At 70.7% G+C, this 22,672-nt stretch carries 15 protein-coding genes; 8 read left to right on the top strand and 7 right to left on the bottom strand.

Annotated features, from left to right (window positions below; all coding sequences use genetic code 11):
- Positions 1 to 28: 28 nt before the first annotated feature.
- Complete coding sequence (locus tag K8556_RS20045; RefSeq protein ID WP_223741674.1) at positions 29 to 1,363, bottom strand: MFS transporter; 1,335 nt, start codon at positions 1,361 to 1,363, stop codon at positions 29 to 31.
- A gap of 212 nt (positions 1,364 to 1,575) precedes the next feature.
- On the opposite strand from K8556_RS20045, the gene K8556_RS20050 reads away from it, so the two are divergent.
- The 4 genes from K8556_RS20050 to K8556_RS20065 all read left to right on the top strand — a co-directional run bounded on the left by K8556_RS20050 (position 1,576) and on the right by K8556_RS20065 (position 9,160).
- Positions 1,576 to 2,847, top strand: coding sequence for a serine/threonine-protein kinase (locus K8556_RS20050; RefSeq protein ID WP_223741675.1), 1,272 nt, complete (start codon positions 1,576 to 1,578; stop codon positions 2,845 to 2,847).
- Between the two features lie 43 nt (positions 2,848 to 2,890).
- Positions 2,891 to 3,940 (top strand): PEGA domain-containing protein, encoded by a 1,050-nt coding sequence (locus K8556_RS20055; RefSeq protein ID WP_223741676.1) that lies wholly within the window; start codon positions 2,891 to 2,893, stop codon positions 3,938 to 3,940.
- A 174-nt stretch (positions 3,941 to 4,114) separates the two neighbouring features.
- On the top strand, positions 4,115 to 6,145 hold the full coding sequence (locus K8556_RS20060) for a TonB-dependent receptor domain-containing protein (protein ID WP_223741677.1): 2,031 nt from the start codon (positions 4,115 to 4,117) through the stop codon (positions 6,143 to 6,145).
- 69 nt (positions 6,146 to 6,214) lie between these two features.
- Positions 6,215 to 9,160: a DEAD/DEAH box helicase gene (locus K8556_RS20065; RefSeq protein WP_223741678.1), complete on the top strand. Its 2,946-nt coding sequence runs from the start codon at positions 6,215 to 6,217 to the stop codon at positions 9,158 to 9,160.
- Here the strand turns inward: K8556_RS20065 and K8556_RS20070 are convergent.
- The 4 genes from K8556_RS20070 to K8556_RS20085 form a co-directional block, all read right to left on the bottom strand.
- Complete coding sequence (locus K8556_RS20070) at positions 9,126 to 9,899, bottom strand: immunity 52 family protein (RefSeq protein ID WP_370639947.1); 774 nt, start codon at positions 9,897 to 9,899, stop codon at positions 9,126 to 9,128. The two genes, K8556_RS20065 and K8556_RS20070, sit on opposite strands and share 35 nt — an antisense overlap.
- A 12-nt stretch (positions 9,900 to 9,911) precedes the next feature.
- Entirely contained in the window at positions 9,912 to 11,345 is a 1,434-nt protein-coding gene (locus K8556_RS39515; RefSeq protein WP_304503982.1) for a Tox-REase-5 domain-containing protein, read from the bottom strand.
- A 336-nt stretch (positions 11,346 to 11,681) separates the two neighbouring features.
- On the bottom strand, positions 11,682 to 12,785 hold the full coding sequence (locus K8556_RS20080; RefSeq protein ID WP_223741680.1) for a winged helix DNA-binding domain-containing protein: 1,104 nt from the start codon (positions 12,783 to 12,785) through the stop codon (positions 11,682 to 11,684).
- A 24-nt stretch (positions 12,786 to 12,809) separates the two neighbouring features.
- The gene (locus K8556_RS20085) at positions 12,810 to 13,187 is read right to left on the bottom strand and encodes a hypothetical protein (protein WP_223741681.1); all 378 of its coding nucleotides are present in this window, start codon (positions 13,185 to 13,187) and stop codon (positions 12,810 to 12,812) included.
- Positions 13,188 to 13,239: 52 nt separating this feature from the next.
- Between K8556_RS20085 and K8556_RS20090 the strand changes: the two genes are divergently transcribed.
- Positions 13,240 to 14,904 carry an alpha-amylase family protein gene (locus K8556_RS20090; protein WP_223741682.1) on the top strand — a complete coding sequence of 555 codons (1,665 nt, stop codon included), beginning with the start codon at positions 13,240 to 13,242 and terminating at the stop codon, positions 14,902 to 14,904.
- A gap of 7 nt (positions 14,905 to 14,911) precedes the next feature.
- Here the strand turns inward: K8556_RS20090 and K8556_RS20095 are convergent, their stop codons facing one another.
- Positions 14,912 to 16,036 (bottom strand): hypothetical protein, encoded by a 1,125-nt coding sequence (locus tag K8556_RS20095; protein WP_223741683.1) that lies wholly within the window; start codon positions 16,034 to 16,036, stop codon positions 14,912 to 14,914.
- A gap of 223 nt (positions 16,037 to 16,259) precedes the next feature.
- Between K8556_RS20095 and K8556_RS20100 the strand changes: the two genes are divergently transcribed.
- From K8556_RS20100 to K8556_RS20110, 3 genes are read left to right on the top strand one after another with little or no spacing between them, the layout of a single operon-like run.
- Positions 16,260 to 17,036, top strand: coding sequence for a CPBP family intramembrane glutamic endopeptidase (locus K8556_RS20100; RefSeq protein WP_223741684.1), 777 nt, complete (start codon positions 16,260 to 16,262; stop codon positions 17,034 to 17,036).
- A 50-nt stretch (positions 17,037 to 17,086) separates the two neighbouring features.
- Entirely contained in the window at positions 17,087 to 18,751 is a 1,665-nt protein-coding gene (locus K8556_RS20105) for a DUF262 domain-containing protein (RefSeq protein ID WP_223741685.1), read from the top strand.
- A 1-nt stretch (position 18,752) separates the two neighbouring features.
- Positions 18,753 to 20,750 (top strand): HipA domain-containing protein, encoded by a 1,998-nt coding sequence (locus K8556_RS20110; protein WP_223741686.1) that lies wholly within the window; start codon positions 18,753 to 18,755, stop codon positions 20,748 to 20,750.
- Positions 20,751 to 20,754: 4 nt separating this feature from the next.
- Here K8556_RS20110 and K8556_RS20115 read toward each other — a convergent pair whose 3' ends face one another.
- A complete protein-coding gene (locus K8556_RS20115; protein ID WP_223741687.1) occupies positions 20,755 to 22,647 on the bottom strand; it encodes a Hint domain-containing protein in 1,893 nt (630 codons plus the stop codon).
- Positions 22,648 to 22,672: the final 25 nt, after the last annotated feature.

Raw genomic sequence — 22,672 nt, forward strand, 5'->3', positions numbered from 1 at the left:
GGCCGTGGGGCAGGCGGCCCACCCGGCGTCAGCGCGAGGGCGCGGGCTGCTCGTCCGGGGAGCGGGCGCTGAAGCCCTTGAACAGCACCAGGGACACCCCGAGCCCCACCGCGCACACCGCGGAGACGTAGTGCGCGGGCGCGAGCGGGTTCTCTTTCAAGGCCAGCGTCACGGCGAGCGGCGTGAGGCCGCCGAACAGCGCGTACGCCACGTTGTAGGAGAACGACAGGCCGGAGAAGCGCACCGCCGGGGGGAAGGCGTGCACCATCACCGCGGGCACCACGCCGGCCACGCCCACGCAGAACCCCACGCCCGCGTAGAGCGGCACCAGGTGCTCCGGCGCGCTCGCCACGCCCCGGTAGAACACCTGCGCCGCGACGAGCAGCATCCCCGAGCCGAGCGCCATGGCCCGCGTGGGCCCCAGCCGGTCCGCGAGCAGGCCGTAGCAGACGCAGCCCAGCGTGAGCGTGAGCGTGGCCACGCTGTTGGCCGCCAGCGCCTTCGCGGGCGGGATGCCGTGCAACTGCTGCATCAGCGTGGGCGTCATCAGGATGATCACCACGATGCCGGCGGTGAGCACCCAGGTGAACAGCATGGACACGACGACGGCGGGCGCGTGGCCGCGCAGCGCGGCCTTGAGCGGCAACTCGCGCACCAGCGCCTTCTTCTGGCGCATCTCCTCGAAGACGGGCGTCTCCTGGAGCCAGCGGCGCAGGAACACGGCGAAGAAGCCGAACACGCCGCCCACCACGAAGGGCACGCGCCAGCCGTACGCCAGCACCTGCTCCGGCGTGAACGCGGTGTTGACCGCCGTGGCCACCAGCGAGCCCAGGAGGATGCCCAGCGTGAGCCCGGAGGTGAGCGTCCCGCACGCCAGGCCCACCCGGCGCTCCGGCACGTGCTCGGAGACGAACACCCACGCGCCCGGCACCTCTCCGCCCACCGCCGCCCCCTGGAGCAGCCGCAGCACGAGCAGCAGGAGCGGCGCCGCGTACCCGGCCGTGGCGAACGTGGGCAGCAGGCCCATGCACAGCGTGGGCACCGACATCAGGAAGACGCTCAACGTGAACATCCGCTTGCGCCCGGTCCGGTCCCCGAAGTGCGCCATCACGATGCCGCCCAGCGGCCGCGCCAGGTACCCCGCCGCGAACAGCCCGAACGTCTGCAACTGCCGCAGCCAGTCCGCCGTCTCCGGAGGGAAGAACAGCTTCCCCATCACCGCCGTGAAGAACACGAAGATGATGAAGTCATAGAACTCCAGCGCGCCCCCCAGCGCCGCCAGCCCCAGGGTGCGGATGTCCCGGGCGGACAGCGGACGGGGAGCGGCCTGCGGGGACGGGGCGTCTGAGGAGGAGGTCGCCATGCGCTTGAGGACCCGGAGGATATGCCGGGTGCCCCGCGTGTCACCGATCCGTCACGTTGTTAAAGTGTATTCTCCGTAAAACCAGTTGACACGTTGTGCGAAACTTGTGGGGAGGTCTCGGCATCGGTATCTTCCCGGAATTGCGAGTTCCGTCCCGGGAGTACAATTTGGACAGGGTTGATACCGCGACGCCTACGCCGGCCGCACCCGGGGTGAACCCCCTCTTCGGGAAGTACCGCATGGTGCAGCGGCTCGCCACGGGCGGGATGGCGCACCTGTTCCTGGCGACGATTGACGGGCCGGACGGCTTCTCCAAGGCGTGCGTCATCAAGCGCATCCTGCCGGAGTACGCGAACCTGGAGCCCTTCGCGCGGATGTTCGCGGACGAGGCGAAGGTGGCGGCGCTGCTGACGCACCCGAACATCGTGCAGGTGTTCGACTTCGGGAAGATCGACGGTCAGTACTACCTGGCGATGGAGTGGATCCAGGGCCAGTCGCTGGACCGCATCATGCGGCACGCGGCGGCGGCGAACATCCCGCTGGGGCCCCGGGTGACGGTGGACGTGGGGCTGGCCATGTCGGACGCGCTCACGTACGCGCACGCGAAGACGCTGTCGGACGGGACGCCCCTGAAGCTGGTGCACCGGGACATCACGCCGGGCAACGTGCTGGTGTCGCGCGACGGCATCGTGAAGCTGGCGGACTTCGGCATCGTGAAGAGCTCCGTGAACCTGGAGCGCACGGTGGCCGGGGTGGTGAAGGGCAAGTACGCGTACATGTCCCCGGAGCAGATTACGAACCGGGAGCTGGACCACCGCTCGGACCTGTATTCGCTGGGCATCGTGCTCTACGAGGCGTCCACGGGGCGCCGGCTGTTCAAGCGCGACTCCATGGAGGCCACCATCATGGCCGCGTCGGCGGGGGACGTGCCGCCGCCGTCGCACGTGGCGCCGGGCTTCCCGCCGGAGCTGGAGCGCATCCTGCTCAAGTGCCTGGCGAAGGACCCCGCGCAGCGCTACCAGACGGCGCGCGAGCTGCACGACGACCTGGAGCGCTACCGCACGGCGCAGCACTGGACGTCCGGCGGCCGGGAGCTGGCGACCTTGATGGCCACGCTCTTTCCCCCGGATGCCTCCGGCCGCGTGTCCACGGCGCTGGCGGTGCCGGGGTCCATGCCGGGCTCGTCGACAGGCGCTTCGGCGGGCGCGTCGGCGGAGGCCTCGGGCATGGGCTCCACGCGCACGCCCACCGGCATCTCCGCCCCGTCCCCCTTCGCGCCGCCGGAGCACCCGGTGGATCTGCACGAGCCGAGCGCGCTGGTGCCCACCGGCGTGCTGCCCCGGAGCACGGGGACGGGCTCCACCACGGGCGTCATCCCGCAGCCGGAGCCGGTGGCCGCGGCCGGGGCCTTCCCCTGGGGGCTGGCCGTGGCGGCGGGGGTCGCGCTGGTGGGCAGCGCGGTGTTCTGGCTGTTCATCGCGTGAAGGGCGGGCGCACCGTGTCGTCGTGGGAAGTGGGACTGTGAACGTGAAGAATCAGAAGACCTGGGTCGCCGTCATCCTGCTGGGCACCGTGGCCGTGAACGCCGGGGCGTACCTGATGGTCCGCTCGCGCAGGGCCGCGCCGCCGGAGCCCGTCGCCACGCGGCTTCCCACGCCCACGCCCGCCGTGGCCCCGCCTGCCTCCGAGCCTCCGCCGTCGGAGGACGCGAACGCGGGCGTCATCCGGGCGCTGCGCGCTTCGGGGCTGGCCGCGCTGGAGGACCGCGACTACGGTCGCGCGGTCGCGCAGTTCACGGAGGCGCTCAAGCTGCTGCGTCCGGATGACAAGGACAGCGACCTGACGCGGCTGTTGGGCATCGCCACCGACCTGCGCTCGCGCGAGCAGTCGAAGCCCACGCCTCGGGAGCCGGCGCCTGGACGGACGCCGCCCCGCACGCGCGCCGCGAAGCTCGCCGCCGCGCGGGCCGCCCGCGAGCAGCAGGCCACTCCGGCCGCCGCGCAGGAAGAGGCGAGGGGAGGGCTGCTGCTGGTGACGTCCACGCCGCCGGGGCTGGTGGTGATGGTGGATGGCAGGGCGGTGGACATGACGCCGGCGCGGCTGACGGTGTCCGCGGGCGCGCACCGCGTGGTGCTCGCGCAGGGCGACCGCCGCCTGTACGAGGAGACAGTGGAGGTGGACGCGGACTCGGTGCGCTCGCTCAACCGCGACCTCACCGCGGAACTGACGCCGGCCGCGCCGAAGCCCGCCGTGGCGCCGGTGGCGGCCGTGGTCCCGGCCTCGCCCCCGTCCGCGGGGACACCCGTGGCGGCGCCGCGCGACCCGGAGCCCGCGAAGCCGCCGGAGCCCTCCGTGGCGAACGCCGCCGTGGCGCAGCGGGGTGATTTGGAGGTGACGTCGCCGGGGCTCTACGGCGAGGTGTGGATCAACGGCCGGCCGTATGGCTTCCCGCCCATCTCCGCGCAGGCCCTGCCTTCCGGCCCGGCGAAGGTGGAGGTCCGCGTCAACGGCGAGGTGAAGCGGCGGATGACCGTGGAGGTCGAGCCGGGCCGCAGCACCCGCGTGCGCGTGAAGTGAAACAAGGCTCACGCCCGCATTCGACGCAGTGCGCGCAATCCCAGAACTTTCGGACGGCGCTGGAGCCGGTACACTCCGAGTCACGTGAAGCCGGACTCCCCCGGGGCTCCAGGCTCGCCACCCTCCACTTCGAGAAGGTTGTTTCGTATGGGTTTCACCAGGCACGGGCGTCGTGTGTGTGTATGGCTTGCGGTGTTGGGCGCGGGCACGGGCTTCGCGCAGACGGCGCTGGAGCCCACCCTGGACCCCGGGCCGCCGGAGACGCCCTCCGCCCAGGAGCAGCGCGACCTCCCGTTGGAGGACGAGCCGGAGGTGCACAGCCAGGTGGCGTCGTTCGCCATCACGAAGCTGCACGACTCGCCGGCGGTGGTGACGGCCATCACCGCGGATGAAATCAAGGCCTCCGGTGCGCGCGACCTGATGGACGTGCTGCTGAACGTGCCCGGCTTCTTCTTCGGCGTGGACGTGCAGGGCACGGTGGGGCCGGGCTTCCGGGGCCTGTGGGGCCAGGAAGGCAAGGTGCTGCTCATCATCGACGGCAAGGAGATGAACGAGCAGCTCTACTCCACGATGCAGTTGGGGCACGAGTTCCCGGTGGAGCTGATTGAGCGCATCGAGGTCGTGCGCGGCCCCGGCTCTGTCATCTACGGCGGCAACGCGGAGCTGGCCGTCATCAACGTCATCACCCGGGGCATCCAGGGCAGCACGGACGCGCTGGCGGTGGGCACGTACGGGCAGCTCGCGCACGGCCTGGGCCGCCGCAGCCTCACGCTGTCCGGCCGCAAGGTCTTCGAGAGCGTGCCGGGCCTGAGCGCGTTCGCCTCCGCGTCGCTGGGGCAGGGGCAGCGCAGCGACGCCGTGTTCGACGACTTCTACGGCGGCTCCGCGAGCATGAACGGCGCGTCGCGGTTGGACCCCACGGTGGTGCAGGCCGGCGTGGGCTACCGCGACCTCCAGTTGAGCGTGCTGTACCAGCGTCAGGACACCTCGTCGGTGGTCTCCGTGGACGAGGTGCTGCCCGCGCCCGCGGACACGGACTTCGAGTCCTTCCACGCGGAGCTGAGCGACCGCTTCCGGCCCACGGACCGGATTGAGATCATCCCCCGGCTGAACCTCACGCTGGGCGAGTCCTACCGGGACTCGGACGAGTCGTCGGACTTCTTCTACGACAAGCGCTACCGGCGCCTGCGGGGCCGGGCCCTGGCGCGCTGGGCGGCGCTCGACTACCTCCAGCTCACGGGCGGCGTGGACCTGGCGTTCGACCAGGGCCAGCTCCGGGGCCCCGCGGGCATCGGCCTGCAGGAGCCCTTCAACGGCGACGAGGACGTCGTCTCCTACCGCAACGTCGCGGCCTTCATGGAGGTCTACTCGGACAACCCCATCGCCACGGTGGTGGCGGGCGCGCGCTTCGAGGACCACAGCGCCTTCGGCAGCTCGTTCGTGCCGCGCCTGGTGCTGCTCAAGTCCTTCGGGCCGGTGAGCGGCAAGGCCCTCTACAGCCGCGCCTTCCGCGCGCCGGGCATCGAGAACATCTCCCTGGGCGACGACGTCCGGCCGGAGCGCACCACGGTGTACGAGCTGGAGGCCACCGTGCGCCTGGGCGAGGGCCAGAGCCTGAGCGCCAACGCCTTCGACGTGGGCGTGACGGACCCCATCATCTATTCGTACGACGTGGACACGGGGACGGAGGCGTACCGCAACCTGGGCCGCCTGGGCAGCCGGGGCATCGAGCTGGACTACCGGCTGCGCGGGTCCTGGGGCCGCGCGCAGGCGGGCTATTCGTTCTACCGGCCGGGTGGGCGCAACGACGTGGAGGACTACCTGGTGCCCGGCCAGCCCAACGCCTTCACCGGCCTGCCCACGCACAAGGTGACGCTGACGGGCACGGCGAAGGTGCTGCCGTGGCTGTCCGTCAGCCCCACCGCCGTGCTGGTGGGCCAGCGCTTCGCCGTGGGGGCGCCGGACGAGGAGGGCGTGTCGGAGGTCCAGACGCTGTCGCCCCGGCTGCTGCTCAACCTCTTCGTGCGCGCGGAGAACGTGGGGACGAAGGGCCTGGAGATTGGCGCGGGCGTCTACAACCTGCTGGGCAGCGACTTCCGGGTGGCCCAGCCCTACAACGGCGGCCACGCGCCCCTGCCGGTGTTCAGCCGCGAGTTCCTGGTGAAGCTCACCTACCTCTTCGAGCCGTCCTACGACGACGAGTAGCCTGGCCGTCAGCCGGGACGCATCCGACGTTGCGCACGGGCGTGGCGGGGCGTAGGGAAGCCGCCTGCCATGTCCGAGAACACCCAGCTCCTCGAAGCCGTCCGGAAAGAAGCCAAGCCGGGACTCTGGTCCAAGGGCGTCAGCCTCGCGCGGGACGGCGCGGTGGCGCTCCAGTCGCGCACGGGCTCGGAGGTGGAGCTGCGCGTGAAGGTGGCGGGCCGGGCCGTGGCCTTCACCGTCGTCCTCTACCCGGGCGACGAGGCGTGGGAGTGCGACTGCCCCAGCCCGGTGGACCCGTGCGAGCACGTGGTCGCGGCGGCCATCTCCCTGGACAAGGCGGAGAAGCAGGACGCGCCGCTGGAGGCGGTGTCGGAGCGCTGGTCGCGCGTGGTGTACCGCTTCACGCGCGTGGAGGGCGGGCTGCAACTGCACCGCGTCCTCGCGCACGCGGACGGCACGGAGGAGCCGCTGGAGGACCTCACCGGGCGCCTGGCGAAGCCGCAGGCCGGCGTCACGTTGCAGGTGGAGCAGGTGGACCTGGTGATGGAGCGCCTGCTGGAGCGGCGCACCCGGGGGCCGCTCCTGGCGGAGAAGCTGGACGCGCTCTTGAGGGCCCTGGAGCCCGCGCGCAACGTGCTGCTGGACGGCCGGCCGGTGGCGGTGTCCAGCGAGGTGCTGCCCCCGCGCGCGAAGGTGGAGGACAAGGGCCAGCAGTGGGTCATCACCATCACGCGCGACCCGCGCATCACGGAGGTGGTGAGCCCCGGCGTCGCGCTGACGGCGGAGTCCCTGGTGCGGCTGGGGGAGACGGCGATGACAGGCGCGTGGCTGCAGCACCTGCCGCTGGTGCGCACGTATTCGCCGGAGCAGTTGGGGGAGCTGTCCGCGAAGATTCTGCCGGAGCTGGCGCGGCGCATGCCGGTGGACATGCGCAGCCGCCGCCTGCCGCCGCTGGACCGCGACCTGAAGCCGCGCATCCTCCTGGAGCTGAACCAGCTCACCCAGGGCCTGTCGGTGCTGCCCACGCTGGTGTACGGCGCGCCGCCGACGGTGCGCATCGACAACGGGCGCATGGTGTACCTGCGCGGCGCGGTGCCGCTGCGCGACGAGGCCGCGGAGCAGAAGCTGCTCCACCAGTTGCGTGACGAGCTGAACCTGGTGCCCGGCCGCCGGCTGACGGTGCAGGGCCCGGAGATGATGCGCTTCGCGGACAAGCTGCGGAAGTTCCGGGGCGACCTGGGCGGCGACGCGGCGGGCATCGTCAGTCCGGACATGCGCCTCAAGCCTGCCTTGCGCGTGGAGGGCGGCGCGTCCGGCGCGGGCGTGCCGGAGGTGCGCTTCACGCTGGAGTTCGAGGTGGAGGGCGGCAAGGGCGGCGCGCGCACGGTGGACGCGGCGGCGGTGGTGCGGGCGTGGACGGAGGGCCTGGGGCTGGTGCCGCTGGACGGAGGGGGCTGGGCGCCGCTGCCGCGCGCGTGGCTGGACAAGAACGGGCAGCGCGTGGCGGACCTGCTGGCCGCGCGTCAGGCGGACGGCCGCGTCGCGAACCACGCGCTGCCGGAGCTGACGCGGTTGTGCGAGTCGTTGGACCAGCCGCCGCCTCCGGGCCTGGACAGGCTGGCCCCGCTGGTGGAGGGCTTCGAGAAGCTGCCGCCGCCGGTGCTGCCCGCGGAGCTCAACGCCACGCTGCGCGCGTACCAGCAGCAGGGGGTGAGCTGGCTGTCGTTCCTCAAGGGGGCGGGGCTGGGCGGCATCCTCGCGGACGACATGGGTCTGGGAAAGACGCTCCAGACCATCTGCATCCTGGGGCCGAAGTCGCTGGTGGTGTGTCCCACGAGCGTGCTGCCCAACTGGGTGGCGGAGCTCGCGCGCTTCCGGCCGTCCCTGAAGGTCTGCGTGTATCACGGCCCGGGCCGCAAGCTGGACCCCGCGGCGGACATCACGCTCACCACGTACGCGCTGTTGCGCCTGGACGCGGCGGTGCTGGGCGCGCCCACGTGGGAGGCGGTGGTGCTGGACGAGGCCCAGGCCATCAAGAACCCGGAGAGCCAGGTGTCGCGCGCGGCGTTCGGGCTCAAGGCGAACCTGCGGCTGGCGCTCAGCGGCACGCCGCTGGAGAACCGCCTGGATGAGCTCTGGAGCCTGATGCACTTCACCAACCCGGGCCTGTTGGGCGGGCGCCGCCAGTTCGAGGAGAAGACGGCGCAGCCCATCGCGGACGGCAAGCCTGGAGCGGCGGAGGGCCTGCGCCGCCGCATCCGGCCGTTCATCCTGCGCCGCCTCAAGCGGGACGTGGCGCCGGAGCTGCCGCCGCGCACGGACTCCGTGATGCACGTGCAGTTGGATGAGCGCGAGCGCTCCGTCTACGACGCGGTGATGGCGGCGACGCGCGCGGAGGTGGTGGCGCTGCTCAACGAGGGTGGCAGCGTGCTCAAGGCGCTGGAGGCGCTGCTGCGGTTGAGGCAGGCGGCCTGCCATTCGGCGCTGGTGCCGGGTCAGGTGGCGAAGACGTCCTCCAAGGTGCAGACGCTGGTGGACGCGCTGGAGACGGCGGTGTCGGAGGGCCACAAGGCGCTGGTGTTCTCGCAGTGGACGTCGCTGTTGGACCTCATCGAGCCGGGGCTCAAGGAAGCGGGCATCGGCTTCGAGCGGCTGGACGGAGCGACGGCGAACCGGGGCGAGGTGACGTCGCGTTTCCAGGGCCAGGACGGAGCGCCGGTGCTGCTCATGTCGCTGAAGGCCGGCGGCACGGGCCTGAACCTCACGGCGGCGGACCACGTGTTCCTGATGGACCCGTGGTGGAACCCGGCGGTGGAGGCGCAGGCCGCGGACCGGGCGCACCGCATCGGGCAGGAGCGGCCGGTGATGGTCTACCGGCTGGTGTCCCAGGGCACGGTGGAGGAGAAGATTCTGGGCCTCCAGGAGAAGAAGCGAGCCCTCTTCGAAGCCGCGCTCAGCGAGGCCGGGGGCGCCGCCGCCATCACGCGCGAGGACCTGCTCCAGCTCTTCGCATGAGCCCGGCCCGGGCCAGCAGTTCGCGCACCCGCCGCGCCAGGGCGATGTGCTCGGGGTTGGCCACGGTGAATCGCTCGGGGGTGAGGATGATCAGCGTGCCCTTGTCCTCCACCGGTTCGATGCGCACGGGGGCGGGCAGGGGGGGCACGGTGCCTCGGTCACGGGCGAGGTACGTCACCCAGCCAAGCCACGGGTCGTCCTGGCCCTGCCTGCCGTCCATCCCCCGATATGTCTCGGACATGGCCACCGCCCAATCGGGTTCCCAGGCCAGCGCCATGCTGCGCGTCACGTCCGTCAGCATCGAGGCGGTGATGAGGCGCTCCGCGCTCTCTCCTTTCGATGGGAGAGACAGAACGCAGACGTTGGCGGACTTGCGCTGCGAGTAGCTCCCGCAGGTCATACTCACGGACACCATCTCATTGGGAGGCCCATCGTTGTATGCGCTGACCGTCAGCCCCAATTGCTCGAAGGCCGGTCCGCCCGGCTCGCGGTTGACGCCACGCCGGAACGCCTCCGTCAGCGTGGGCAGGTCGGGAGGCATGAGAGGCGTCTTGCGTCCCCTTCCGCGCGGCTTGGGGATCTTGTTCCAGTTCGCTAGCAGGGGATCGCATGCGGCCAGCAGGTTGAAAAAGGCCGCCGCACGCTGGGCACACTCCTCGGGAGACTCTCGTCGCGCCCCCCAGTAGGCACCTGCGTAGTAGGTCTCCGGATAGGTCCTGGAATCAGCGAGGGTCGTCATGAGATGTATCTCTCAAGGCTTCAACGGGCGCACCGGGGTAGGGATGACGATGATTTCCGTGACGTTCTTGCCCTCTAGCAGCTTCCGAATGGAGTCTGCCGCATGCTTCTCGGCGACGTGCCATTCAATCCGGATCCCCATCCCATGGACGGCTTCGACCTGCCGGGCTCCCTGGGTCGCGAGTTCCTCGGCCTTGCCCGAGAGCGTGAACCAATTCTTGGGGGAGAGGTCCTCATTGAAGAACGCCGAGTAACCGGGGCCCTTGGCGTCCAGGAGCACGTCATCCCTGAACCCATCGAACTTGACGCCTCCGTCCTTCGTACTCGTGCCGCCGACCCAGTACGCCTCGTCCGCCGTGTGCCCGGTGATCTGCTCCTGGTAGGCCCGGGCACGCGGAGACATCGACTCCCTGGCGGGCGCCCACTGCCCTGGCCCTTTGGACGGAGCGGCGCCACTGCCCTGCGCGTTCGCACGCTGGAGGATGATGGCCGCTCCGGGCCCGCCGCTCAGTGCCGCCGCCGCGCGCCCCGCTGGAACCGAGACGCGTTCCAGTGCCAGCGCCCCCTCCGCCGACAGTGAGAGCACCGGTACCGAGACCTCCGCGCCGACCGTCATCCCCTTCAGCGTCCGCGTCGTGGCCGAGGCCGCTCCCCCGGTGATGAGCAGGCCCGTGGTCAGCCGCGAAACTTCGCGGATCTGCTCGCCACGGGTCATGGACTGGAAGCGTTCCCAGTACATGGGCGAGGACGCGATGAGCGCCGCTACGCCCGCTGGCAGGTGGCTCAGTCCCGCGATGCTGTCCACCGGACGCGAGAGCAACTGTCCCAGCGCGTGGTACAGCTCCACGAAGGCGTCCTCGGCTCCGTCCAGCGTGCGGCTGATGACGTCCGCGTCGTCGTACACCTCCGCCAGGGGCCGCCAGTCCGAGGCCTGGAGCTGTGCGTCTACGGCTCGGAATGCACCGCCCCTGCCGCTGTAGAAGCGACCCAGCTCGAAGCCATGCGCGCGGAAGGCGCCATCCCTCCACTCAACCGTCGCGACCTTCTGCTGGGTGCGCCCGGTGAGTGCCCAGGCCAGGTAACCGTCGGGGCGTAACACCGCGATCCGTTCCCGCGAAAAGCGCTCCGCCCGCCGGGACAACTCCTGCCGCGTGACCGCGCGTCCCCCCATCACCTCGCGCAGGATGAAGCCCGCGGCCATCCGGGGCGGGAAGGTGCTCAACGTGACGGGCTTGCCCAGAAGCACTCCCATCAGTCGCGATGCTTGCGTGGGCGTCAGCTCTCCTGCCAGGGGGCGTTCGTCTCGCGCCTCGAGCCCTGCGTTCGTCAGCAACTGCTCCCATGCGTCCGGCTGTGCGTCGTCATGACGGGTGATCTCCGCCATGGCCGTTGCGCGAACAGGGCTTGCCCCCGTCGCCAGTTCGCGCTCGGCCTTGCGGCGGTACAACGGCTGAGCTGCCTTGGAAGGCGCAGTGCTCGACGCCGGAGCGGATGCGCGCGGCGCCTCATCGCTCGACGCGCGCACGCCAGGGGATGCGGCGGCCGTGCGAGGTGTGTAGCTCAGCGAACCCCCATGCCTGTGAGGCGCCGAAGCGCAGCCGGTGACAAGGAGGGCCACGCACACAAGCAGGACGTCAGCGCGCATCGTCCGCCCCCAGGCCCACCTGCGGTAGCCCATCGCTCGCGCCTCCTGACGGCACACCGGCCTGGCGTGCGGAGTCCGGTCATAGCCGCCGGGTCCGACAACCCGGCCATGCAGGAGTCGAGGTGTTCCTCGGCGCGGCTAGGTGGCGAACCGCACCGCCACCTTCGCGGCGTCCGGGTCGCTGAAGCGCAGGAGGTCCTCTCCCTCCTGCGCCAGGGCGTCCTTCGCTGCCTTCTTCACGGGCTCGAACGGCTTGCACACCAGGGTCGCGATGCCCTTCTTGCGCTCGGTGCTCCATGAGCCCGCGACGTGGCCGTCCACCAGGAACACGTTGAGCACGCGCAGGTTCTTCGTGGACAGCTTCTCGCGGTGCTCCTCCGGCACGACGCGGGTCCGGTCCGCGTGGGAGAGGATGAGGTTGTCGAAGTCTGGCAGGAAGCGCACCGGCGCGGGCGTCTCTTCGTCCGGGCGCGGGGCCTTGGGCAGATCGAAGAGGACGCGCTTCTTCTCGTCGCGGAACTCCACCAGCTTGCCGCGCACCTTCTCGAAGGCGTCCTTCAGCGGCTTGATGCCGGACCAGGACTGCATGTCCGCCACGGTGGCCGGACCGAAGGCCGCCAGGTAGCGCAGCACCAGCGGCGAAGCGTCGTCGTCCGTGGAGAGCTCCTCGCCCAGCCAGGACTCCGCCAGCGTGAAGCCGGAGTTGCCGGGCCAGCCCCACTCCAGCCCCTCCTCGGGCACCTGGACGAGCGGCAGCATCATCCGCGCGGCGAAGCCCATGGCCCGCTCATCGCCGTCCACGTGGTGCTTCATCAGGTGCTCGCGCACCTCCTCGAAGGTGCGGGGCTGCTCCTGGAGGAAGGGCTTCGCGGTGGCCAGCAGCGCGGGCAGGTCCAGCGCGGTGGCGCGCTCCTTCAGCACGGAGCGCATGGCCGCGTTGAGCAGGGGCTGGAAGAGGCCCCGGTAGCGCAGGTAGTCCTTCGCGGTCATCAGGTGCAGCGTGCCGCGCATCATCGTGCCGCGCGCCAGCTCCCGCTTCAGCGCCAGCTTCGTGAGCGCGTCGCGCTGGAAGCCCTGCAAACGCGACCAGAGGGCCAGGTACGGCGGACGCGCGAGCTGGGCCTGGAGTCCCACCAGGTGCTCGATGGCTCGCGGCACGGTCATCTTCTCGCGCGTGAGCAGTAATTGACGCGCGAGAGTGGCGCGGTTGAGGGCCTGACGGGACAGCACGTCGGTGGGCATGCTCCCGAGCATACCCAGCGGCCTTCAGCGCGTGAGCGCGGGAATCACCTTCTCACCGAAGGCCTCGATGAAGCCGTCCTGCTCGCGGTTGATGTTGTGCAGGTACAGCCGGTCGAAGCCCAGGCGCAGGTCTTCCCCCAGCCAGTCCACGTGCTGCTGGAGGCTGCTGGAGACGCGCAGCGGGCCGTCCAGGTCGTGCGGCTGGACGACCGCCGCCGCCGCGTGGAACTGCGCGGGCGTGCGCAGGTCGGTGAGGACGCTGTTGTCCAGGATGTTGGCCGCCCACTGGTTGCAGGCCCCCTCGCGGGCCAGCTCGTCGTCCTTCGCGTAGGACAACTGCACCTTGAGGAACGAGTGTTGGCTGAACGAAGTCCGATGGCCCCCAGGTGTGGGGTTCCGCACGACGCCCCCATCCGAACGGCCACGTCCGCGAGGGGACGGCTAAACGGAACGGATGATTGAAGACCTCTGGTACAAGAACGCGGTCGTCTACTGCCTCGACGTCGAGACGTTCATGGACGGCAACGGCGACGGCGTGGGGGACTTCACCGGCCTGCGCCGCAAGCTGGACTACCTGGCGGGCCTGGGCATCACCTGCCTGTGGCTGTTGCCCTTCCAGCCCACGCCCAACCGAGACAACGGCTACGACATCCGCGACTACTACGGCGTGGATCCGCGCCTGGGCGACCTGGGCGACTTCGTGGCCTTCACCCACGAGGCGAAGCAGCACGGCATCCGCGTCATCATCGACCTGGTGGTGAACCACACGTCGGATCAACACCCGTGGTTCCAGGCCGCGCGCAAGGACCCGGACAGCCCCTACCGCGACTACTACGTGTGGGCGAAGAAGAAGCCCAGGGACGCCCACAAGGGCATGGTCTTCCCGGGCGTGCAGCCCTCCACGTGGACGTACGACAAGGAGGCGCGCCTCTGGTACTTCCACCGCTTCTTCGACTTCCAGCCCGACCTCAACGTGGCGAACCCGGAGGTGCGCGAGCAGATCCTCAAGGTGATGGGGTTCTGGCTGGAGCTGGGCGTGTCCGGCTTCCGGGTGGACGCGGTGCCCTTCCTCGTCGAGCTGAAGGGCGTGAAGAACCCGGACGTGAAGAACCCCTACAAGCTGCTGGAGGAGATGCGCGAGTTCCTCTCGTGGCGAAAGGGCGACGCCATCCTGCTCGCGGAGGCCAACGTCACCATGGACGAGGTGGTGGAGTTCTTCGGTGACAACGACCGCATGCAGATGGTGTTCAACTTCCTGGCGAACCAGAACTTCTACCTGGCGCTCACGCGCGGGGACGTGACGCCGCTGGTGCAGGCGCTGAAGTCCTCCCCCAAGCTGCCGCACACGGCGCAGTGGGCGAACTTCCTGCGCAACCACGACGAGCTGGACCTGGGGCGCCTGCCGGACGCGGACCGGCTGGAGGTCTTCCAGGCGCTGGGGCCGGACAAGGGCATGCAGTTGTATGACCGGGGCCTGCGCCGCCGGCTCGCGTCGATGCTGGACGGGGACCGCCGCCGCATCGAGGTGGCGTACAGCCTGATGTTCTCCCTGCCGGGGACGCCGGTGCTCTGGTACGGCGACGAGCTGGGCATGGGGGAGAACCTGGCGCTCACGGAGCGGCAGGCGGTGCGCACGCCCATGCAGTGGAGCCCGGAGCCGCACGGCGGCTTCACGCTGGCGGACGCGCCGGTGAAGCCCCTGGTGGCGGAGGGGCCGTTCGGCTTCCGGCAGGTGAACGTGGCGCAGCAGCGCCGCGACCCGGGCTCGCAGCTCAACTGGACCGAGCGCATCATCCGCGCGCGCAAGGAGTGCCCGGAGCTGGGGTGGGGCGCGTGGAAGGTGCTGCGCACCGGCAACAAGGGCGTGCTGGCCATCCGGTACGAGTGGAAGGGCAACGCGCTGGTGGTGCTGCACAACCTGTCCGCCCGGCCCTGCACGGTGAAGCTGGATCCGGGCGGCGAGGAGGCGTGCACGCTGTTCAACGTGCTCAGCGAGGACCACTCCAGGCCCGTGGACGGACAGCGCCACGTGCTCACGCTGGAGGGTTACGGCTACCGGTGGTTCCGCGTGGGGTTGGAGAACCCCGCGCGCAAGCACCGGACGGAGCCGCTGCCCTAGCTGAGGCTCACAGCATGCTGGCGATGTCCTTCACCGGCTGTGGGGCGGCCTCGGTGTTGGCCAGCGCGCCCGTATAGGCGCCGAAGAGCATCCCGGCCGGGTTGGCGCGGCCCTTGGTGATGGAGCCGATGACGCCCTCCGCGGCGCCCTTCAGCGTGTTGACGTAGCCCTTGGCGGCGCCCTCGAGGACGCCCTTGAAGCCGCCCTCCGAGTCGCCAATGCCCGTCAGGACGTTGCTGACTCCGGGGATGAACCAGAGGGCCTTGCCGGCCTCGCCCATGGCCCACTGGAAGTTGTCCTTGTTGCTGCCGTCCGCCTTCACGTGGGTGTCCTTGGTGGTCGGCAACTGGTGCTCGCCCAGGAAGGAGTAGCCCTTCTCCGCGAAGTCCTTGAGCATGCCGGCCTCCGTGCCGTGGCGCGCGTCACCGTCCTTGGTGATGCCCTCGATGTTGCCGTCGCCCACGCCACCCTGGACCTTGTTCGAGCGGTCCCCGCCCGTGGAGGCCTTCGCGCTGTCGATGAACTCCAGCACCTTGGCCAGCCGGTAGACGCCGTCGGCGTTCTGCTTCGGGTCCTTCAGGTCCAGCTTGGGGTCGACGCCCGTCTGCTTGCACAACTGGTCGAACTTGATGTCCTTCTGGCGGCCCAGGTTCTTGAGCACGGGCGTGTCGTCGACGATCTGCGCCGCCGTGCGGTTGTCCCCGGCGGGGCGCTTGTCATTGGCGCTCGGGACGCCGTTGCTGGTGGCCTCCGGAGCCGGAGCCGGAGCCTGGGTCTGCGCGGGAGCCGGCGCCAGGTCCTGGAGCTCCGGGGGGAGCCCGCGGGGACCGAAGGCGGCCGGGGCCGGCGCCAGGTCCTGGAGCTCCGGGGGGAGACCGCGGGGGGCGAAGGCGGCCGGCGCGCCGAGCATGTCCGCCGCGCCCTCCATCCCGGACATCGCGAGCGGCTGCCGCCGGTTGATGATCGCGGGCTCGAACGAGTCCACCTGGCTGAAGCCCCGCGCGGGCATGCTCCGGGAGACGTCCGCCACGGGCCCCGCGGAGAGCTGGGCCTTCGGGCTGACGAGCGCGGACTCCGCGGTGGTGGGGCGCAGCAGGGAGGAGGAGCGGGCCGTGGCCTTGAGGTCGATCATGGGTATCACCTGGGGTCTGGGGTGCGACGTTGCCCTCACCCATTGCAGCGCGCATGCCGCACCCAGGCCGCTCGTAACTCGCGGATTTCCCAGGGATGAGGGCGCCGTCGCGGGCGTGCCGGCGGTGACTCCAGTCACCAGGAGGATGGCGCCAGTCACCACGGCAGGGGCTTCCAGGTTGGCTGTGCGGTGGGTGCTGCCCGCGCTATGAGGGGCCTCCTTCATGAGCCCCTCGCCTTCCGAGTCATCGTCTTCTCCGGGTGTCGCGCTGCGCTACGCGCTCGCGTTCGCCGTGCTGTTCGCCTGCTACGAAGCGCCGGAGGGGATTGGCGGCCGGGTGCTGGGCAGCTTCGCGGTGACGGCGGCGCTGATGCTGTTCTTCCACGCGGTGGCCTGGGGCGTGGGGCGGTGGCTGGGCTACCGCAATGGCTTTCATGCGTATGCGCTGGAGTGGCGGGGCTCCGCGCTCGCGCGGGCGTTGGCGGTGATGCTGGTGCTCAAGCCGCTGTCCGTGCTGGTGGGCGTGGCGGTGGGCGTGATGCGCGTGCAGCCGCTGGAGAAGCCGCTGATGGGCACGGCGCTGCTCGTGGCCGCGCTGGGCGTGGGGGTGTCCACGTTCGTGCCGTCGGTGGCGGAGGACATCGTCGCGCGCGGCTTCTGGTACCGCGTGTGGCCGGTGGCGGGGCGGGGCGTGGGCTACGTGGTCCTGGCCGCGGGCGTGTTCGTGCTCACGCACGTGTACCGGCTGGGCAACGGTCCGCTGGAGTGGCTGATGCTGTTCTGTACGGGCCTGGCGTACGCGGCGGCGGTGGCGCGCACGGGCTCGCTGTGGGGCGCCGTGGGGCTGCACTGGGGATGGAACCTGGCGAACGGGCTGCTGGACCTGCAACTGGACGTCAACGCGGTGGGGCAGGGCGGCCGCATCCTGTCCGCCGTGACGGGGCTGGTCGCGCTGGGGCTGGTGGTGCTGCTGCCCAAGCGACGTGACTCCTCGGTGTAGGTGGCGGGTTCAGGAGCTTCGGGTTACAGACCCGGGGGAGGAGGCTCGCGATGCCCGCTCCCCTGACGCGGCGCCCGGAGACGAAGTCGTTCAGCATCGAGGACCTGCTCGACCGCGTGCGGCGTGGCGAGGTGCGCATCCCCGAGTTCCAGCGCCCCCTGCGGTGGACCGCGGAGGACGTGCGCGACCTGCTGGACAGCGTGTACCGGGGCTATCCCATCGGGACCCTGTTGTTCTGGCGCCGGGAGGCCCCCGCCGCCAACGTCAGCTTCGGCCCCGTGCGCATCGACGCGCCCTCCACCAGCCAGGGCCTGTGGGCCGTGGACGGACAGCAGCGCGTGACGGCGCTCGCGGGCGTGCTGCTGCATCCGTCCTATGGCGACGAGGCCGGACGCGACGACTTCCACCTCTACTTCGACCTGGAGACGGAGGAGCTGCACGCACCTCCGGAGTCCGGCGCGCCCCCCCCGCACTGGCTGCCGATGAACGAGGTGCTGGACAGCGAGTCGCTGCTCCACTGGCTCAACCGCTACCCGGGCCGTGAGGCCCACCCGGAGCACCTGCGCGCCGCCATCCGCCTGGGCAAGGCCATCCGCGAGTACCAGGTGCCCGCGTACGTCGTGGACACGGCGGACGAGAAGGTCCTGCGCATCATCTTCAAGCGCCTCAACACCGCGGGCCGCCCGCTCACGGACGAAGAGGTGTTCAACGCGCTGTACGTGGGCTCGCGCTCGCTCAGCCTGGAGTCGGTGACCGAAGGGTTGAAGGAGCTGGGCTTCGGCAGCATCCCGGAGTCGCTGCTGCTGCGCGCCGTGCTGGCCGTGCGCGGCCTGGACTTCACGCGGGGCTATCAGGAACAGCTCAACCAGGACGACGAACTCACGGAGACCGTCCGCCGCACGGACCGGGCGCTCCGGGACGCCATCGTGTTCCTCAAGCGCGACGCGTTCATCCCGCACTTCAAGCTGCTGCCCGCGCCGGAGAACTCGCTCGTCTTGCTGACGCGCTTCTTCCAACTGCACCCGGAGCCGTCACCGCGCTCGCGCGAGCTCTTGTCCCGCTGGTTCTGGCGCCACATCGTCTTCGGCGGCTGGGAGCTGAAGCCCCCGGAGGCCCTCCAGGTCTTCGCGGCCATCCGCTCCGACGAGGAGCGCTCCATCCAGGCGCTGCTGACCCAGGTCCCGCCTCCGCTCATCCGCTGGTGGATGGAGACCGGCATGCCGGTCATCCCGCACACGTCCATGCGGCCGCCCCTGGTCCTGCGCATCGCCATGTTGTCCCTCCAGCCCCGGGACCTGCTGACGGGCGGGGTGCTCGAACCCGGCGAGGTGCTGGCGGAGGGCGAGGGCTTCCAGCGCCTCCTGCCCCTCGAGGGCGACTTGCGGTGGGCCATCGCTTCACCCCAGGGCCACCGCGCGCTGGTGCGGGTGACGGAGCGCCCCTTCAACTTCCTCTTCCACCCGCGCATCCCAGGAGGGCTGGTCGCGAGGCTGATGGATGCGCAATCGACTCCGAGCCAGGAGGTGCTCCAGAGCCACGGCATCACCCCGGACGCCATGGACGCCTTGCGGCGCGGGGACCCCATGCGCTTCCTCCAACTGCGTCAGGCGGTGCTGGAGCCCGTGCTGCGCCAGTTCATGGAGGCCCGCACGCGCTGGGATGACTCGGACCGGCCTTCGCTCCAGTCGATGATCATCGACGACGATGAGGACTGACATGGACCCCACGCTCCCCGTGTCCACCACGGGCATCCTCGACGTCCTCATGGGCGACGTGCACGTCGGCACGCTCACGCTGCTCGCGGACGAGCGCATCGAGTTCAGCCTCTCCGAGGACTACCGCCAGCGCTACCCGCGCCCCGTGCTGGGCCAGTTCTTCGAGGACGACCTGTCGCGCCGCCACACCAGCCGCATGCGGCTGCCGCCGTTCTTCTCCAACCTGCTGCCCGAAGGCCCGCTGCGCGACCTCATCTCCGAACGCCAGCACATCGCCCGGCAGCGCGAGTTCTTCTTCATCGCCCACCTGGGCGCGGACCTCTCCGGCGCCGTCATCGTCCGGCCCGCGGGCGAGCTCGCCGGCCACGACGCGCCCCTGACGGACGCCCCCGCCGAGCCCGTGTCGGACGGTGAGCCGCTGCGCTTCTCGCTCGCGGGCGTGCAGCTCAAGTTCTCCATGCTCCGGCGAGACCGGGGCATGACGCTGCCCATGGGCGGCCTGGGCGGAGACTGGATCGTCAAGCTGCCGGACAACCGCTACGACCGCGTGCCGGAGAACGAGCTGTCCGTGATGACCTGGGCCCGCGCCACCGGCATCGACGTGCCGGAGCTCCAACTGCTCCCGGTCTCCGACCTGCACGGTCTGCCGGAGGGCATCACCCTGCGCGAGGACCTGGCCTACGCCATCCGCCGCTTCGACCGGCCGTCCCCCGGCCGCCGCGTGCACATGGAGGACCTGGCGCAGGTGCTGGGGCTGTACTCCGACGAGAAGTACAAGAAGTACAACTACGAGACCATCGCCAACGTGCTGCTCAAGGTCGCGGGCCTGGACGCGCTCCAGGAGTTCCTGCGGCGGCTGGTGTTCATCGTCGCGTGCGGCAACGGCGACGCGCACCACAAGAACTGGTCCCTCTTCTACCCGGACGGCACGCGCCCCACGCTGTCGCCCGCGTACGACTTCGTCTCCACCATCCAGTACATGCCGCAGGATCAGCTCGCGCTGAACCTGGCGAAGTCCAAGCGCTTCGAGGATGTGTCGCTCCAGAGCTTCGAGCGACTGGCGCGCAAGCTGGGCCTCGCAGACGAGGACGTCCTCCCGGTGGTGAAGGGCGCCGTGGAGGTCGCGCTCGACACGTGGACCACGCTGCGCGCGGACCTGCCCATGCCGGAGCTCTTCAAGCAGCGCATCGAGGAGCACTGGAAGCGCGTCCCGCTGCTCCAGGGCAACGTGAAGCGCAGCGCGGGCGAGCTGCGCCAGACGGTCAACGCCTTCTTCACCCTCTACAACGAGCTGCCCCGCCTGGGCCCCGGCAGCGACGAGAGCACCCGGGAGGCCCTGCGGCGCCTGTCCCCGCTGCCGCCCTCGCCGCGCGTGCTGGACCTGGGCGCGGGCACCGGCCGGCAGTCGCTGGTGCTCGCGCGGGAGCTGGGCACGCGCGTCACCGCCGTGGACCTGCACCGGCCCTACCTGGACCGGCTGGAGCGCGAGGCCCGCGAGCAGGGCCTGTCGGACGCCATCGTCACGCGCCAGGAGGACATGCGCGCGCTGTCGCTGCCGCCTGCGTCCGTCGATCTGCTCTGGTCCGAGGGCGCCATCTACCTGATGGGCTTCGAGCAGGGCCTGCGCCAGTGGCGGCCGTTGCTCGCGCCCGGTGGGCAGGTGGCCGTCACCGAGTGCACGTGGCTCACGGACGTCCGGCCCCCGGAGGCGGTGCGCTTCTGGGCCGCCGGGTACCCGTCCATGGGCACCCTCGCCCAGAACCGCGCCAGCGCGGAGGCGGCGGGCTTCACGGTGCTGGACACCTTCACGCTGCCCGCGTCCGCGTGGTGGGACGACTACTACACGCCGCTCCTCCAGCGCATCGAACGGCTGCGCCCCACCGCGGACGCGGCCCTGCGCGAGGTCATCGCGGCGGCGGAACAGGAGGTGAGCCTGTACCGCCGCCACGGGGACAGCTACGGCTACGTCTTCTACCTGCTGCGCTCGCGCGAGGCGTGACGCCTCAGCGGCGGCTGTTCAGGTAGTCCGCGTGCCAAGCGGCGGGCAGCGCGGCCAGCACGTCCGAGGCGACGGGCCGGTGCTTCTCCCGCGCCAGGTCCGTCTGCATGCGCGCGTCACCGACCAGGAAGCCGTTGGCGATGAGCGTGTGCTCCTTCGCGCCCACGTCCACCAGCTCCGCGTCCGTGCCCAGGGTCAGGTTGTAGACCTGGCCCTTGAAGGGCACGCGCTCCACGGAGGCCAGCGTCGCCTCGCCGTCCTTCGTCACGAGCACGTCGCCCACGGCGAGCTCGCCCGCCGTCACGACGCCGCGGGTGCGGCTGACCATGGGGTGGGTGTTGGTCACGAGCACGTCCTGGCCCTTGCCCGCCTTCAGGCGCACCATGGGCTGGGACTCGGTGCCCTTCGTCACGGTGGTGACGGTGAGGGCGCGGCCGTCCGCGCTGGACAGCACGCGGTCACCGACCTTCACGGACTCCACGGGGACGGACCTGCCGTCCGCGCGCAGCACGCGCGTGCCCGCCGCGAGGCAACTGTTCTTGAAGTCCAGCACCGCCAGCCGGCGGAAGCCCACGCGCGTCACCGGGCTGAAGCCGCCGCCGGAGCGGGGGCACGTCGCGTTCACGGTGGTGAAGGCCTGCATCGCCACGTCCTGCTCGTGCGCCAGGCAGTCCGTGCCCAGGTCCATCAGCCCGTTGAAGGGGATGCTGGACGCGTCCGGGCCGGTGCCCAGCGGCAGGCTGCCCGTGAGCACCACCGTGCCCGGCGTGGTGGCCGTGACGTTGTTGACCTTGCAGCGGCCACCCGCGCTGAGGAGGACGATGTTCACCTCGCTCTTCACCGCCGTCACGGTGCAGTTGGACGGCAGGCCCGTCACGTAGGTGCCCCGCGCCGGCAGGTACAGCTTCGCGGAGTTGAACGCGCCCGGCGTGGGCCAGTAGGCCGTGGTGTCCGGCAGCCACTTCTTCGCGGCCACGGACGTCAGGGCATTCACCGCCGCCACGCCCGTGTAGCCGCCCGCGAAGGCGGTGATGTTGCCGGCCGCGTCCTTCTTCGCCAGCGTGTAGTCGCAGTCCAGCGCGCCCGTCGCGGAGCCGCGCTCCAGGCAGGTGCGGATGGCGTTGCCCGCCAGCCCCGTGCCGATGAGCTCGCGCGGGTGGTCGAAGTTCAGGCCCGGCGGCAGGAGCAGCACCGTGGTGTCCGCGGTGGAGTAGAAGGTCTCCATCCGGCCGCTGGCCTCGTCGTAGGCCATGGCCACGGAGTCGTAATACAGGACCCGGTCCGGACCCGCGTCCAGCACCACGTTCAGCGGATCCGTCTCCAGCGTCTTGGCCAGGTAGTCCTCCGTGGCCGTCGTGGCCAGCAGTTGGAACTCCTGGCGGTCCGGCGTCGTGGAGTACGCGTTGAAGTCCACGTAGGAGTAGTCCGCCCCGCCAGCGCAGGTGAGGTAGCCCGAGCCCTGGAACGTCGTCTCACCACCGCCGTGCGCAATCTCCTCCAGGGGCAGCAGGTGGCCGCACCACTCGGCGGTCGTGGTCTGGGCCTTCACCTGGCCGGAGGCCTTCTCCGCCAGCACGCGCTCGCGCTGCCGCGACAGGGTGGAGAACAGGCGAGGCGAGTTGGCCGGCGTGTTGCCCGCCGCCTCCAGGCGCTTCATCAGGAAGGCGTACTGGTCCGCGTCGCCCAGGTCGAGCGGCATCTGGGTGGCATCCGCGTGCTGCTGCTTCCACTGCGCGTACAGCTTCGACATCTTCAGCGCGTCGCGGGCCCGGTCCTGGCGCACGGCGGCCGTCGGCGCTTCGCGCGGGGGCTCGGCCGTGCAGCCGGCCATGAGGGGAGTCGAGAGCACCATCGCGGACAGGACGAGGCGCTTCCAGTTGGGGGTGACGTGGAGCATCGGGGAACTCCGGAACCGGACGCCT

The sequence above is a fragment of the Corallococcus sp. AS-1-12 genome, from assembly GCF_020036995.1.
Lineage (GTDB): Bacteria > Myxococcota > Myxococcia > Myxococcales > Myxococcaceae > Corallococcus.